Raw genomic sequence first — 15,296 nt, forward strand, 5'->3', positions numbered from 1 at the left:
GGAGCCTTTTGGCGATGTAAGGGTGCCATGCCACAGTGTCAACGTCACGCACCTGTGTGACCGATCAAGGAACCGTTTGAATGCTAAAATACACCGCTAGAGTTGCTGTCTTGTCCATTGCCCTGTCTGCGGGCGGCTATGCGATGGCAGAGAGCCACTCGGAAGCGCCGGGCCCGAACACCGTCGTGGCCACCGTCAACGGCACCGAAATCACCCTCGGCCAGATGATCATCGCCCGCAGCCAGCTGCCGCCGCAGTATCAGCAACTGCCGCCGGATGTCCTGTTCAGCGGCGTCATGGATCAGTTGATCCAGCAGCAGGTTCTGGCCGACAGCCTCGAGGCCGATCCGGTGCGCGTCACCATCGCGCTTGAGAACGAGCGCCGCTCTCTGCTCGCCGGTGAAGTCATCAACACCATCGTCGAGGGTGCCCTGACCGAAGAGGCGATTGAGCAGGTCTACAACGATCTGGTCGTCAGCGTCGGCCCGGCCAAGGAATTCAACGCCTCGCACATTCTCGTGGCCACCGAAGACGAGGCCAACGCCGTTCTCGCCCGCATCGACGCCGGCGAATCCTTTGAGGATCTGGCCCGCGAAGTTTCGACCGACATGGGCTCTGGCGCCAATGGCGGCAGCCTGGGCTGGTTCGGCCAAGGCATGATGGTCGCTCCGTTCGAGGAAGCCGTGATGTCGCTGGACGCCGGTGCGATGTCTGCCCCGGTTCAGACCCAGTTCGGCTGGCACATCATCGTTCTGAACGACACCCGCGAGCAGGAGGCTCCGTCGCTGGAGGACGTGCGCGAGGAGTTGGAGAACGAAGTGCGCAACAACGCCATCGAATCCCGTCTTGTCGAGCTGATGGACGCGGCAGATGTCGTCCGCCCCGAAGAAGGCGCTTTCGATCCGTCGATCCTGAGCAACCTCGATTTGATTGCGGAGTAACGCAGAATGGCCGTTTCGCCCCTCGCCCCCGCGGCGTTTCCTGACCTGCCGGTGATCCAAGGCGTTCGCTTTGCCGCCGTTGAGGCCGGTGTCCGGTACAAGAACCGCACCGACCTCATGCTTGCCGAGTTGTGCGAAGGCACAACGGTGGCGGGCGTCTACACGACTTCGGCCACGCGCTCTGCTGCGGTGCGTGACTGTCAGGACAAGACCGGCGGTGTCGATCAGGGCCGGGCGGCGTTTCTGGTCAATTCCGGCAATTCGAACGCCTTTACCGGACAGGCCGGTGACGAGGCCGTGCAGGCGATCTGTGCCGCTGCGGCCGAGACCCTGGGCATCGATGCCTCGCGCATCTTTACCTCGTCGACCGGCGTGATCGGCGAGCCAATGAAATACGAGCGTATCGTCGATGCCCTGCCCAAACTGTCGGATGCATTGAGCGACACCGCCATCGATGCCGCCGCCCGTGCCATCATGACGACGGACACCTTCCCCAAGGGTGCCGCCGCCGAGATCACCGTCGACGGCCAGACCGTCCGCATTGCGGGCATTGCCAAGGGATCGGGCATGATCGCGCCCGATATGGCGACGATGCTGGTCTATATCTTTACCGATGCAAAGATCGGCTATCGCGATTTGCAGGGCATGTTGAGCCACTTCACCGACCGGACCTTCAACTGCATCACCGTCGATAGCGATACCTCCACGTCGGACACTCTGCTGATGGCGGCCACCGGCGCATCGGGTGTGGATGTGACGGGCAACAGCTCCTTCAACAGCGCGCTTGAGGCGCTGATGCTGAACCTTGCTCATCAGGTCGTGCGCGACGGCGAAGGTGCCACGAAGTTCGTCGAGGTCCGTGTCAGCGGTGCGGCCGACGATGCCGATGCCCGCAAGGTCGCAATGGCCATCGCCAATTCGCCGCTCGTCAAGACGGCCATCGCTGGTGAAGACCCCAACTGGGGTCGCATCGTCATGGCCGTTGGCAAATCCGGCGCCGAGGCCGACCGCGACAAGCTGACGATCCGGTTCGGAGACATGCTGGTCGCCGAGAATGGCTGGGTATCGTCGAAATACGTCGAGGACGACGCCGCCGCCTATATGAAGGGCCAGGAGATCGTGATCGACCTCGACATGGGCCTTGGCGAAGGCATTTCGAACGTCTGGACCTGCGATCTGACCCACCGGTATATCGACATCAACGCCGACTACCGGTCGTGACCAAGGTCGTTCTTGTCTCTGCCGTTGCGTTGATCGACGTGGATGGCCGGGTGCTGCTTGCGCAGCGCCCGGAAGGCAAATCCATGGCGGGCCTGTGGGAATTTCCGGGTGGCAAGGTCGAGCCGGGAGAGACCCCCGAAGCGGCCCTGATTCGCGAGCTGCACGAGGAATTGGGGATCAATACGTGGTCCTCCTGCCTCGCGCCCCTGACATTCGCCTCGCACAGCTATGACAGTTTCCACCTGCTGATGCCGCTGTTCGCCTGCCGTAGGTGGGAAGGCACCCCACAACCGCGCGAAGGACAGGTTCTAAAGTGGGCGCATGCGCGCGATTTGCGCGATTATCCGATGCCCCCTGCCGATATTCCGCTCATTCCCATTCTGCGCGACTGGCTTTAGCGCATCGATTTTGGGCAGCTGCCCCGACGGGAACTTTGTTCACGAATCCTAAATAATGTGCGGATTTGTAATGATTTATTCTCTTTTGTAAGCTAAGTTTGTATCAACTTCGCAATCGGGGGCTTACGAATGTTGCGCACGATCACACTGGGGAGCTGTGTTTCGGTCCAGGGCCTGTTGGTCCGCAATCTGGATAATGGGCGCGTCGTCATCCAAGTGGGTGACCGCACCTATGAGGGAATGCCGGTCAACGCGTCCGTCAAGCCGACCACTCTCAACTAATACTGCTGCTTTTGTCTGTTCAGACTGAAAAAGGGATGGCCCGCGCCATCCCTTTTTGCATCGTTATATGAAGTGGTGAGCGATCAGAGCGACCGCTCGACCGTTTCTCTTTCAAAGATCTCGATGACGTCATTGGGCCGGATGTCTTCGTAGGCCTCGAACGCCATGCCGCATTCCTGACCGGACTGCACCTCTGGCACCTCGTCCTTGAAACGCTTGAGCGTCTTGAGCGTGCCTTCGTGGATCACCACGTCGTCGCGCAGCAAGCGCACACCGGCGGAGCGACGTGCGACGCCTTCGGTGACCAGACAACCCGCGACACGGCCAACCCCGGAGACCTTGAAGACCTCCTGAATCTTGGCGTAGCCGATGAACTTTTCGCGAATCTCATCGGACAAGAGGCCCGAAGCGGCAGCTTTCACATCGTCAACGAGATCGTAGATCACGCTGTAGTAGCGGATCTCGATACCCTTCTGGTTCGCGGTTTGACGTGCCGAGGCGTTGGCCCGGACGTTGAAGCCGAACACGGGCGCACCGGACGCTTCGGCAAGGCCGATGTCGCTTTCGGTGATGGCACCCACGCCGGAGTGCAGGACGCGCACGCGCACTTCGTCGTTGCCGATCTTTTCCATCGCCTGAACGATGGCTTCGGCGGAGCCTTGCACGTCGGCTTTGACGAGGATCGGCAGCTCGGACACGTTCTGATCGTCCTTGGCCTTGGCCATCAACTGTTCAAGCGTGGTCGCGGCACCCAGAGCGGCGCGCTTTTCCTTGGCGGCCTTCTCGCGGTATTCCGCGATCTCGCGGGCCTGCGCCTCGGTCTCGACGACGTTCAGAACGTCACCGGCCTCGGGCGTGCCGTTCAAACCGAGCACCTCGACGGGCACGGACGGTGCCGCCTCGGTGACGCGGTCGCCCTTGTCGTCGATCAGCGCGCGGACCTTGCCCCACTTTTCACCCACGACGAAGATGTCGCCCTGGCGAAGCGTCCCCGACTGAACCAGCACCGTCGCAACCGGACCGCGGCCGACGTCGAGCTGAGCTTCGATCACGGCGCCCATTGCGGGCTTGTCGGGATTGGCCTTGAGTTCGAGCAATTCGGACTGCAGTGCGATGTTCTCGAGAAGGTTGTCGAGGCCCTGCCCAGTGGTCGCGGACACTTCCACGTCCAGAACGTCACCGGACATCTTCTCGACGATCACTTCGTGCTGCAACAGATCGGTCCGCACCTTGTCCGCATTGGCGGCAGGCTTGTCGATCTTGTTGATCGCCACGATCATCGGCACCTTGGCCGCCTTGGCGTGGTTGATCGCCTCGATGGTCTGCGGCATGACCGCATCGTCGGCAGCGACGACAAGCACCACGATGTCCGTCACCTGAGCACCGCGAGCCCGCATCGACGTAAACGCCGCGTGGCCGGGTGTATCGAGGAAGGTCAGCAAAGTGCCGTTCACATCGACCTGATAGGCGCCGATGTGCTGCGTGATGCCGCCGGCTTCGCCGGACACGACCTTGGTCTTGCGGATCGCATCCAGAAGCGACGTCTTACCATGATCGACGTGGCCCATCACCGTGATGATCGGCGGACGTGGCTGCAGATCTTCGGGCTTGTCGGGCGCCTGTTCGATGACCTGTTCCACGTCGGCATCGGACACCCGAACGACGGTGTGACCGAATTCCTCGATGATCAGTTCGGCGGTGTCGGCGTCGATGGTCTGGTTCTGCGTCGCCATGATACCGTTGTTCATCAGCGCCTTGACCACATCGGAAACACGCTCAGCCATACGGTTGGCAAGCTCGCTCACGGTGATCGCCTCGGGCAGAGACACGTCGCGATAGACCTTTTCACGCTCGACATTCCCGCCCATCGCCTTCTGGCGAGCCCGGTCCTGTTTGCGCTTCATCGCGGCCATGGAACGCTGGCGGCCACCTTCGCGGCCCGACAGGGCGTCGTTCAGCGTCAGCTTGCCGCCGCGGCGACCGTCGCCCATGTCGCCCTTTGGCTTGGCGGATGTCTTGTCGTTGCGGTTGTCGCGCTCGCGGTCGACCTTGCGGGGATTGCCAGGTGCACGCAGCTGACCGGCCGGATCCTGCGCGACGGCAGGATCGGGTTCCGCAGCGGCGGCGGCACGACGGGCGGTTTCCTCGGCCTTGGCCTTCTTGCGTTCTTCTTCCTCGGCCTTGGCCTTGAGCGCCTCTTCGCGTTCCCGCTCTTCGGCTTCCTTGGCCTCCATCTCGGCACGACGGCGCTCGCGCTCGGCGGCGCGTTCCTTTTCCTCGGCTTCGCGGGCGGCGGCCTCTTCGGCTTCACGGGCGCGGGCCAGTGCCAGCGCCTTCATCCGACGCTCGAGTTCGACATCGGAGATGCCTGCGGGTCGTTTCGATGGGTCACCGGTCACTTGTGGCGCAGGCGTATTGGCCAAAGCACCCGGCTTTGGGACCACAACGCGCTTGCGCTTGGTTTCCACCACGACGTTCTTGGTACGCCCGTGGCTAAAGCTTTGCTTCACATTCCCGGGCCGGGAAGGTGCACCACGCAGACCAAGAGGTTTTTTGCCGTCGGTATCGCTCATCAAACTTATGTATCCTTCATGGCGGGCGTATCCCCACCGTCTATCTCGCGTAATCCACGCAGCTTTGTGGCTTCCTCTACTACACGGTCGCTGAGTCCGCCAGATGCGAGCGCGCCATGTATCACACTTTGCCGTCCGAATGCCAAACCCAATTCCTGAGCTGTCAAACAGCCGAAGTATCGCGCGCCTTCCGGCGTCCAGAGTTTGGTTTTGCCCCGCTCAGAGCCATCGCTGGCCTGGACTAATACTCGCACACGGCCACGGGGCGGGCCGTTTGCAAGCCATGCTTTTACCTTCTCGAACCCACAAACTGCAAGCCCTGCCTTTCGGGCCATTGCAATCAGGTCCACCACGCGCCGTGCCAGCTGTTTCTCGACTTCGTCGATCAGCCCTTCCGGCACAGTCACATTGGCCTTTGCCGAGCGGGCGAACTGGCCTTTGCCGGCCTTGTCCAGGACCGCGCGGTTGGACGTGACCCACATACCACGGCCGGGCAATTTGCCCAAGATGTCAGGCACGACCTGATTCTCTGGCCCGACGACAAACCGGATCAGCCCAGCCTTCGGCTGGACCTCACCTGTGACGATGCATCGCCGCTCCGGGCCGTCCTGTTCGGTATGTTTGCCCCCACGGGTCATGTGCGCGGTTTCGGAGACCTGAGATCAGGCCCCCGCCTCCTCTGTTTCTTCGCCTTCTTCGGCGCCTTCGTCGGCTGCTTCGAGTTCGGCGGGATCAACCCAGCCGAGCATCACGCGCGCGGTCATCACGAGGTCCTGGGCTTCCTCCAGGCTCATCTCGAATTTCTCGAGCACACCGTCGTCCTTGGTGCGTACGCCGTCCACGGTGGTCCAGCCGCCGGCCAGTTCCCAGTCGGCGCAGGTGGCGAAATCCTCGAGCGTCTTGACGCCGTCTTCGGCCAGAGCCTCGATCATCTGCGGTGTCAGGCCGGCAAAATTCACGAGGCTGTCTTCGACACCCAATTCGCGGGCGTGATCCAGTGCCTTCTTGTTCATCGCCTCGAGGTGATCGCGGGCGCGGGCCTGCAATTCGCTGGCAGTGCCTTCGTCTACGCCATCGATGACGAGCAGTTCGTCAGCCTCGACATAGGCCACTTCTTCGAGGTTGGTGAACCCTTCCGCGACCAGAAGCTGGGCAAAGAATTCGTCCAGATCCAGCGTGTCCATGAACAGCTTGGTCCGGGTTTCGAACTCGGCCTGACGACGCTTGGATTCCTCTTCCTCGGTCATGATGTCGATGTCGAGCCCGGTGAGCTGCGATGCCAGACGCACGTTCTGACCCCGACGGCCGATGGCCAGCGAGAGCTGCTCTTCGGGCACCACGACTTCGATCCGCTCGGCGTCTTCGTCGAAGACCACCTTGGAGACTTCGGCAGGCTGAAGCGCGTTGACGAGGAAGGTCGGCATGTCCTCGTTCCACGGGATGATGTCGATCTTTTCGCCCTGAAGCTCGTTGACGACGGCCTGTACACGGCTGCCGCGCATACCGACGCAGGCACCGACGGGGTCGATGGAGCCGTCGTAGCTGATCACGGCGATCTTTGCGCGCGAGCCCGGATCGCGGGCGACGGCCTTGATCTCGATGATGCCGTCATAGATTTCCGGCACTTCCATCTTGAACAGAGCGGCCATGAATTCCGGTGCGGTCCGCGACAGGAAGATCTGCGGGCCACGCTGTTCGCGGCGCACGTCCTTGATGAAGCAGCGGATGCGGTCGCCGGGGCGATAGGCTTCGCGGCCGATCTTTTCGTTGCGGCGCAGGATCGCTTCGCCGGCGCCCACATCGACGATGACGTTGCCGTATTCTTCGCGCTTGACGGTGGCGTTGATGATCGTGCCGGCGCGGTCCTTGAACTCTTCGTACTGGCGATCACGCTCGGCTTCGCGGACCTTTTGCAGGATCACCTGCTTGGCCGATTGCGCTGCGATGCGGCCCAGCTCGACGGGCGGGACTTCTTCGACGAAGGTGTCGCCGACAGCCGGATCGGCCATGTATTGCTTGGCCTGCTCGACGGTGAATTCGGCCTGATAGTTCTCGAGCTCTTCGTCCTCGACCACGGTGCGGACGCGGGTGAACGTGGCTTTGCCGGTCTTGCGATCAATCGCGACGCGGATATCCATTTCGGCGCCGTAGCGCGACTTGGCGGCGCGGGCGAGGCTTTCTTCCATCGCTTCGACGACCAAGTTGGGGTCGATCATCTTTTCGCGGGCCACGGCCTCGGCGGTTTGCAACAGTTCAAGCTGGTTGGCGGATGTGATTGCCATCAGTGGATCTCCCCTTTGCGCGGCTTCGCGCGATCATCATCGTCATCGTCATCGTCACCATCAATGATGGTTTGCACTTCGTCGAATTGAGCCTCGTCGATCTGGCCCTTGTCCTTGCGACCGCGCAGAACCTCGCGGATCAGCTCGTCGGTGAGGACAAGTTTGGCGTCGCTCAGCCATTCGAATTTCAGGCCGATCGTCAGATCCTGCCCGTGTTCGTCGATCTCGATCAGAACCTCCTCGCCTTCGGTTCCGACCAGCTCGCCTTTGAACCGGCGGCGGCCGCCGATCATTTCGGTCGTCTCGAGCTTGGCCTCGTTGCCCGCCCACAGATCAAAGTCCTTGAGCCGGGTCAGCGGCCGGTCGATGCCGGGACTGGAGATCTCCAGCGTGTAGGCTTCGACGATCGGATCCTCGACGTCCAGCACGGCGGAAACGGCGGTGGAAATGGTGGCGCATTCATCGACTTCGATGCCGCCGTCGGGCCGCTGGGCCATGATTTGCAGGATGCTGTCCTTGCCGGTCATCAACCGCACCCGCACCAGTTCGAACCCGAGATCCTCGATCACGGGTTGGACGATGTCGGCGATGCGGCGGTCGATGGCCGCTTTGGCGATAAGGTCGTTAGACATTGGCTCTTTCGCTAGGCTTGAGTCGCAGGCACAAAAAAACGGGCGCGCGGCCCGTGAAAATTTCCGGTGGGCGCTGGGGGTGGAGGCCAGCACGCCGCTGTTGATCTGCATATAGGGAAAGCCGGTCGAGTCTGCAAGCGCCATGATTCCGGGCGTGGATTATGCGTCGGTATCGCGTCGGTATGGCGTAGGTGCGGTTTTCGGCGTTTGCGCCGAGTTGACGATCAGACCACGAGATGTTGTGCTTGCCGCTACATCTTGATTTGTTCGGCCGCGGCGCTTGCCACGACCTGCCGGAACCACAGCAATCCGATCAGCGTGACCACCATCATGCCGGAGCCAAGCCCGAAGGCGACGCTGATCTCACCCAAGCCCTCGGCCAAGGCGCCCGCGATCGGCGGGGCGGCCATCATCAGCCCGTAGTAGATCGAGAAATAGATCCCCATGCCGAAGGCTCGCGCCTCTGGTGCGAGGAACAGCGATGGCAGGGCGGCAATCGGCCCTGCGATCAATCCCGCCAGAACGCCGGTGATCCCGAACAGCAGCGGCAAGAGCCCGACCGGCGCATAGATCAGTGCCGGAAACAGGATCGCGGAAACCACGAGGCAGCCCAGCACCAGCCCGTCCCGCCCGCCGAGCCTGTCTCCGATCCAGCCGCCGAAGAGCGTCGCCAGCGTCAGCGTCAGCATGTAGAGGCTGGTGATCGAACTGGCGTCGGTGGCGCTGAGACCCCTGCCGGTGAGCACCAGTGGCCCGAAGCCGAAGACCATCGCGATCCCGGTGTTGAAGATCCCCCACGTCACGGACGACAGGACGAGCGGCCGCATCGGCAGCGCGACCGATTTGAGCCCACGCACCCGGACCACGGCACCCGGCGGAGCCTGATAGACCAGCAGGAACAGCGCCAGCGCCACAACACTGATCGCGGTGGACGCCAGCCATGCGGCGCCGAGGCCACCGACGCCGGCCAAGGTCGGCAAGATCAGGAGGCTCGCCGCGATGCCCAGAGGCCAAGAGCTGATGAACAGCGACATGGCGGTGGCCATGGAGGCCCCCGCGAACCAGTCGATCACCAGCTTGGTCATCACCACGTTGATCACCACGCCGCCGATGCCGGATACGATTCGACCCGCGATCAGCCCTGTCAGTCCCGCCGCATAGGCGATCATCACGCTGCCGAGGATCATCAGCAGCAGGCTGGCGATGACCGTTCGCTTGTCTCCGAACCAGGCGGCCACGGCGCCGCCGAGCATCCCCACGATGATCCCCGGCCCGAGGTAGAGCCCGATCAGCAGGCCGACCTCGACGAGGCTGAGCGCGAGGCTGTCGATGAGCAGAGGCGAGAGCGCCCCGACCGACTGAAACTGAAACGCCATCGCGGTGCGGGCGAGAAACAGCACGAAGAGGATGAGCCAGCGGTTCTGCATGTCTTGGTTCCGGTGGGTGCCTGACCCGGTCAACGAAAAACGCCCCGCCGAGGGGCGGGGCGTTTGCTTATTCCATGGCGGGGCCGATCAGGCGAACCACCACCGCTCGATCACGCGGCTGCTGTCGAGGTGGAAGACGTTGCCGATCTCGCCATGCGCCAGCTTGGACGAGTGCGCGTCGACGTAGTTGGCATACATCGGGATGACCGTGCCGCCCTCTGTCGAGCAGAGCATCTGCATCTCGGTATACATCTCGCGCCGCTTGTCGGTGTCGAGCTCGGCCCGTGCGGTGAGCAGAAGTTCCTGGAAGCGGGCGTTTTCCCAACCCGATTCGTTCCATGGCACGCCGGATTCGTAGGCGAGGCTGAACATCCAGTCTTCGGTGACCCGGCCGGAGTAGTAGGATTCGCACCAAGGCTTTTTCAGCCAGACGTTGGACCAGTAGCCGTCGGCCGGCTCTTGGATCACGTTGATGTTGATCCCTGCCGCCGCGGCAGAGGCCTGCACCAGAAGCGCCGCGTCGACCCCGCCGTTGAAGGCGGCGGAGGATGCCGACAGATCGACCGAAAGCCCGTCGAAGCCGGCCTCGGCGAGCAGGAATTTCGCCTTGTCCGGATCGTAGGAGTTCTGCGGCAGATCAGCGGCGTAGTACTGGTTGGCCGGACCGATCGGATGGTCGTTGGCCACGGCGCCGTGCCCTTGCAGGATCTTGTCCACCATCTCCTGACGGTTGAACGCATGTTTCAGCGCCTGACGCACGGCCAGATTGCCGAAGGGTTCGACCCCGACGAGCATCGGGAAGGTGTAGTGCTGGTTGCCCGTCACTTCTGCGATCACGATGTTCGGATTGGCCCGCAGCAGCGGCTCGGTCTGGAAATCGACGCGGCTGACCATATCGACCTGATTGGTCATCAGCGCGGTCATCCGGGCCGAAGTGTCGTTGATCGCGATCACTTCGACGCTGTCGAACCAGCCGGCCTTGCCGTCCTTGTAGTGCCCCTCGACACGGCTGAGCAGGGTCCGCACGCCCGGCTCGAAGCTTTCGACCTTGTAGAGCCCGGTGCCGATCCCGTTCGCGATCGCGCCCGGAATGTCGTCGGAGGGATACATCAGCAGGTGATAGTCGGTCAGCAGGAACGGGAAGTCGGCGTTGCCCGTGGCCAGCGTGAACTGCACGGTGTGTTCATCGACCTTCACCATTTCAGTGATCGGCGCGACGATGGGCTGTGCAGCGGACTGCGCGCCCTCTTCGGTGTGCATCTGCAGCGAGGCGATCACGTCGTCGGCGTTGAACGGCTTGCCGTTGTGGAACGTCACACCCTGACGCAGCTTGAACGTCCAGGTTTTGGCGTCCGGGGTCGCTTCCCAGCTTTCGGCCAATTCACCGACCAGTTCGCCGGAGGCGGAAATCTCGGTCAGGCAGTCGAACACAGCGCCGTGGCCGACGGTGATCATGTAGGTGTCGGAGTGGGTCCGACCGTCCCAGCTGTCGGAGGAGTTCGCCCCGGCGATGCCGAGCCGGAACGTTCCGCCGGAGGTCTGGGCCTGAAGCCGCACGCCGGATGCGGCGAGCACGCCAGCGGCTGCACCCGTCTTGAGAAGCCCGCGTCTACTGATTTGTCTCATGGAAGTCTCCCTGTTGTCGTCTTTCACTGCCTCTTTGCGAGGCGATTCTGGTTACATCTTAGCAGTTGCTGCGTCGCCGATGTTATCAACTCCGCGTTCTTTGAGCAGCTCTGTCAGCCAATCCGGGTCCATTTCCGGCACCGAACTGAGCAGCAAGTCCGTGTAGGGATGGTGCGGCGGCTTGAACATGTCGTCCTTTGGTCCGGCCTCGACCACCTTTCCCTGCTGCATCACGACGACTTCGTCGGCGATTGCCCGCACCGTCGCCAGATCGTGGGTGATGAACATGTAGGCCAGCCCGAGTTCGTCCTGAAGCCGCGCCAGAAGCCGCAGGATCCCTTCCGCCACCAGCTGATCCAGCGCCGAGGTCACCTCGTCGCAGATGATCATCCGGGGCTCTGCCGCCAGCGCCCGCGCGATGCCGATCCGCTGTTTCTGCCCGCCCGAAAGCTCGGAGGGCAGCCGGTGGTAATACTGATCCGAGGGCAGTTCGATCTGTTCGAGCAGATCGTCCACCCGCGCCCGCAGCGCCTTGCCCGACAGCCCCATATAGAACTGCACCGGCCGGGCGATGATCTGCCCGATGCTCATTCGCGGATTGAGCGCCGTGTCGGCCATCTGGTAGATCATCTGGACCTGCCGCAGCTGATCCTTGCTCCGCTTGCGATAATCCGGCGCGAGGGGGTTGCCGTCGAATTCGATGCTGCCCGCGATGGGCGGCAGAAGCCCGGTGATGCACCGCGCGGTCGTGGATTTGCCCGAGCCGCTTTCCCCGACCACGGCGACGGTCCGTCCGGGGTGAATGTCGAAGCTGACATCGTCGAGAACCTTGGCGGTGCCGTAGGCGGCGCTGACATTGCGGATCGAGACCAGCGGCGTCTGATCCGCCGGCACGGCGGGCTTTTTCGGACGCTCGAAGCTGCGCACCGCCCAGAGCGATTTGGTATAATCCTCCGTCGGCGCGGTGAGCATCGTCCGGGTGTCGGCCTCTTCGACCTCGTCGCCCTTGAGCAGAACTTTGATCCTGTCGGCCATCTGCGCCACCACGGCCAGATCGTGGGTGATGTAGATCGCGGCGGTGCCGAACTGATCGACGATCTCGCGGATCGCGGCGAGCACTTCGATCTGGGTGGTCACGTCGAGCGCGGTTGTCGGCTCGTCAAAGATGATGAGGTCGGGCCGGCAGGCCATCGCCATCGCCGTCATCGCCCGCTGAAGCTGACCACCCGAAACCTGATGCGGATAGCGAAAGCCGATGTGCTCGGGATCGGGCAGGCGCAGCTTGGCGTAGAGCTCGATCCCGTCCGCTTCGCTTTCGGCGCGGGACCGGATGCCGTGCTGCACCGGGGCCTCGACGTGCTGGTCGATGAGCCGGTGCGCCGGGTTGAAGCTCGCCGCTGCGGATTGCGCGACATAGGCGATGCGGCTGCCGAGCAGTTTACGTTTCTTGTCCGCCGAGGCTTTGGTCAGGTCGACACCATCGAAATCGACGCTGCCTTTCGAGATCCGAACGCCGTCGCGCACAAAGCCCATCGCCGCCAGACCGAGCGTGGATTTACCGGCGCCGGATTCCCCGATCAGCCCGAGCACTTCGCCCTTGTCGAGGTGCAGCGAGGCGCCGTTGATGATCGGGTTCCATTGCTCGTCGGAGCGGCCCTCGATCCAGAGATCCTTGATGGTCAGCAGCCGGCTCATTCTTTCAGCCCCGATGATTTGTGAAGCATCCAGTCGACCACGAAATTGACCGCGACGGTCAGCAGCGCGATGGCGCCGGCGGCCATCAGCGGCGCGGTCGCCACCAGCGGCGCGAAGGCGGCGAAGTTGATGAACGGCGCGAGGTCACGCACCATGGTGCCCCAGTCGGCCAGCGGTGGCTGGATGCCGACCCCGAGGAACGACAGCGAGGCGATGGTGAGGAACACGAAGCAGAACCGCAGCCCGAACTCGGCCAGCAGCGGGGCTGTGGCGTTGGGCAGAATCTCGCGGAACATGATCCAGCGGATCCCCTCGCCGCGCAGACGGGCGGCTTCGATATAGTCCATCACGACGATCCCCGATCCGACGGCCCGTGCCAGACGGAACACCCGCGTGCTGTCGATCACCGCGATGATCAGGATCATGTAGAGCGTCAGCAGCCCCTTTTCCCCATCCGCCCAGACGCTCGCAATCGTCATCAGCAGCAGCGAGAAGATCAGCGATGGGATCGCCATCAGCACATCGACCATCCGGCTGAGCAGTTGATCGACCCAGCCGCCGACCAGTGCTGCGATGAACCCGAATGTGCCCCCGAGGACGAAGGCGATCAGCGTCGTCACGAAGGCGATGCCCACAGTATTCTGCGCACCGTAGATCAGCCGGCTGAGGATATCCCGCCCGATCTGGTCGGTGCCGAGCGGATAGGCCGGATCGCCCCCCACCGCCGGATTGCCGCCGGGGATGACATTGGCCGCACCGAGGATCTCGGACTGGCCATAGGGCGCGATGACCCCGGCAAAGATCGCGAGGATCGCATAGAGGATGATAACGAGGATGCCGAAGGACGCGGTGAGCGGCATTTGCCGGAACAGCTTGCGCGTCGCAGCGCTGCCGACGGACCGCCCCAGCAGCCGGAACAGCCAGCCCGCAATCCCGAAGATCACCAGCCCGTTGACCGCCACCCAGAGGAAGAAATACTTGTTCGCGATGGCCGGATCGGCGCTGTAGGCATTGACGTATCCGATCAGGACTCCGACCAGCGCCACGACCGCCGCGACATAGCCGAAGGCCACGGCCAAGGGCATATCCCGAAACCGCGGTGCGTTGCCGGTGGCTTTTTGCCCGGCCCAGCGCCCGGCCCAGGCTACTGCGAACATGCCGACGAGACCGGCGGCGATCCAGAGAAGCGCGCTCATTTCGGGTGCCTCAGTCGCGGGTTCGACAGGATCGACAGGATGTCAGCCGTCAGGTTCAGCAGGATGTAGGCCGCAGCAAAGATCAGGCAGCAGGCCTGCACGACGGGGATGTCCCGGATCTTGACGCTGTCCACGAACAACTGCCCGATGCCGGGATAGACGAACACCACCTCGACCACGACCACCCCTGTGATCAGGTAGGCCAGATTGAGCGCGATCACGTTGATGATTGGCGCGAGCGCGTTCGGCAGCGCGTGCGTGACGATCACCCGCAGCGGCGACATCCCCTTGAGCCGCGCCATCTCGATGTAGGGCGAGGCCAGCAGGTTGATGATCGCAGCCCGCGTCATCCGCATCATATGCGCCGTGACCACCAGCGTGAGTGTCAGCGCGGGCAGCATCGTCGCCTTGAGCCGGGCATCGAAGGGCATGTCGTTGAAGATGTTCGACAGCGACGGAAAGATCGGGTTCAGCACGGCCAGCAGCAGGATCAGGATATAGGCCACGAAGAATTCCGGGCTGGAGATCGACGAGAGCGTGAAGATGTTCGCCGCCTTGTCGAAGACCGAATTCCGGTAGAGCGCCGCGAGGATCCCCAAGGTGACCGCCAGCGGCACCGCGATCAGGGCGGTGACCCCGGCCAGAAACATGGTGTTGGCCAGACGCGGCGCGATCTGGTCGACGACCGTGACCCCTGTGTTCGACGTCGATCCGAAGTTCGACGCGAAGTTCGCCTGTGCAAAGCTGACGCCCATATCCCCGGTGACCGCTCCGCCGAGCCATTCGAAATACCGGGTGACGGGCGGCTTATCGAGACCGATCTGTTGACGGATTGCTTCGACCGCTTCGGGCGTGGCCCCTTGGCCGAGGATCGCTTGGGCAAAGTCGCCGGGCAGGCTGTTGACCGCGATGAAGATCACCATTGAGACAACGAGCAGCGTCAGCAGGCCGAGCCCGAGGCGCTGTAGGATGATCAGTTGGACCGATCTCAAGCGTTGTTCCCTCCCCAGGGAGATGCCGTTT

12 protein-coding genes are annotated in these 15,296 nt (G+C 62.9%); 3 read left to right on the top strand and 9 right to left on the bottom strand.

The window, feature by feature from the left end; all coding sequences use genetic code 11:
- The first annotated feature begins 80 nt into the window (after positions 1 to 80).
- Genes LOM8899_RS06145 through mutT form a run of 3 tightly spaced genes read left to right on the top strand, consistent with a single transcriptional unit; the run spans position 81 to position 2,560 of the window.
- Positions 81 to 941, top strand: coding sequence for a peptidylprolyl isomerase (locus LOM8899_RS06145; RefSeq protein WP_093991199.1), 861 nt, complete (start codon positions 81 to 83; stop codon positions 939 to 941).
- A 6-nt stretch (positions 942 to 947) separates the two neighbouring features.
- Complete coding sequence (argJ, locus tag LOM8899_RS06150) at positions 948 to 2,162, top strand: bifunctional glutamate N-acetyltransferase/amino-acid acetyltransferase ArgJ (RefSeq protein WP_093991200.1); 1,215 nt, start codon at positions 948 to 950, stop codon at positions 2,160 to 2,162.
- On the top strand, positions 2,159 to 2,560 hold the full coding sequence (gene mutT / locus LOM8899_RS06155) for an 8-oxo-dGTP diphosphatase MutT (protein WP_093991201.1): 402 nt from the start codon (positions 2,159 to 2,161) through the stop codon (positions 2,558 to 2,560). Before argJ ends, mutT begins: the two co-directional genes overlap by 4 nt.
- A gap of 365 nt (positions 2,561 to 2,925) precedes the next feature.
- On the opposite strand, the gene infB is transcribed toward mutT, so the two are convergent.
- The 9 genes from infB to LOM8899_RS06205 all read right to left on the bottom strand — a co-directional run bounded on the left by infB (position 2,926) and on the right by LOM8899_RS06205 (position 15,265).
- On the bottom strand, positions 2,926 to 5,415 hold the full coding sequence (gene infB, locus LOM8899_RS06165) for a translation initiation factor IF-2 (RefSeq protein WP_093991203.1): 2,490 nt from the start codon (positions 5,413 to 5,415) through the stop codon (positions 2,926 to 2,928).
- Positions 5,416 to 5,420: 5 nt separating this feature from the next.
- A complete protein-coding gene (locus LOM8899_RS06170; protein WP_093991204.1) occupies positions 5,421 to 6,053 on the bottom strand; it encodes an RNA-binding protein in 633 nt (210 codons plus the stop codon).
- A gap of 24 nt (positions 6,054 to 6,077) precedes the next feature.
- The gene (gene nusA / locus LOM8899_RS06175) at positions 6,078 to 7,697 is read right to left on the bottom strand and encodes a transcription termination factor NusA (RefSeq protein WP_093991205.1); all 1,620 of its coding nucleotides are present in this window, start codon (positions 7,695 to 7,697) and stop codon (positions 6,078 to 6,080) included.
- Complete coding sequence (rimP, locus tag LOM8899_RS06180; protein WP_093991461.1) at positions 7,697 to 8,329, bottom strand: ribosome maturation factor RimP; 633 nt, start codon at positions 8,327 to 8,329, stop codon at positions 7,697 to 7,699. The genes nusA and rimP overlap by 1 nt, the downstream gene beginning before the upstream one ends.
- Before the next feature lie 251 nt (positions 8,330 to 8,580).
- Positions 8,581 to 9,756, bottom strand: a complete 1,176-nt coding sequence (locus LOM8899_RS06185) for an MFS transporter (RefSeq protein ID WP_093991206.1) — start codon at positions 9,754 to 9,756, stop codon at positions 8,581 to 8,583.
- A gap of 87 nt (positions 9,757 to 9,843) precedes the next feature.
- Complete coding sequence (locus LOM8899_RS06190) at positions 9,844 to 11,382, bottom strand: ABC transporter substrate-binding protein (protein ID WP_093991207.1); 1,539 nt, start codon at positions 11,380 to 11,382, stop codon at positions 9,844 to 9,846.
- 51 nt (positions 11,383 to 11,433) lie between these two features.
- A complete protein-coding gene (locus tag LOM8899_RS06195) occupies positions 11,434 to 13,077 on the bottom strand; it encodes an ABC transporter ATP-binding protein (RefSeq protein ID WP_093991208.1) in 1,644 nt (547 codons plus the stop codon).
- Positions 13,074 to 14,273, bottom strand: a complete 1,200-nt coding sequence (locus LOM8899_RS06200) for an ABC transporter permease (protein WP_093991209.1) — start codon at positions 14,271 to 14,273, stop codon at positions 13,074 to 13,076. Before LOM8899_RS06200 ends, LOM8899_RS06195 begins: the two co-directional genes overlap by 4 nt.
- Positions 14,270 to 15,265, bottom strand: a complete 996-nt coding sequence (locus tag LOM8899_RS06205; protein ID WP_093991210.1) for an ABC transporter permease — start codon at positions 15,263 to 15,265, stop codon at positions 14,270 to 14,272. The genes LOM8899_RS06200 and LOM8899_RS06205 overlap by 4 nt, the downstream gene beginning before the upstream one ends.
- Positions 15,266 to 15,296: the final 31 nt, after the last annotated feature.

It is taken from the genome of Flavimaricola marinus (genome assembly GCF_900184895.1).
In the GTDB taxonomy this organism is placed as follows: domain Bacteria; phylum Pseudomonadota; class Alphaproteobacteria; order Rhodobacterales; family Rhodobacteraceae; genus Flavimaricola; species Flavimaricola marinus.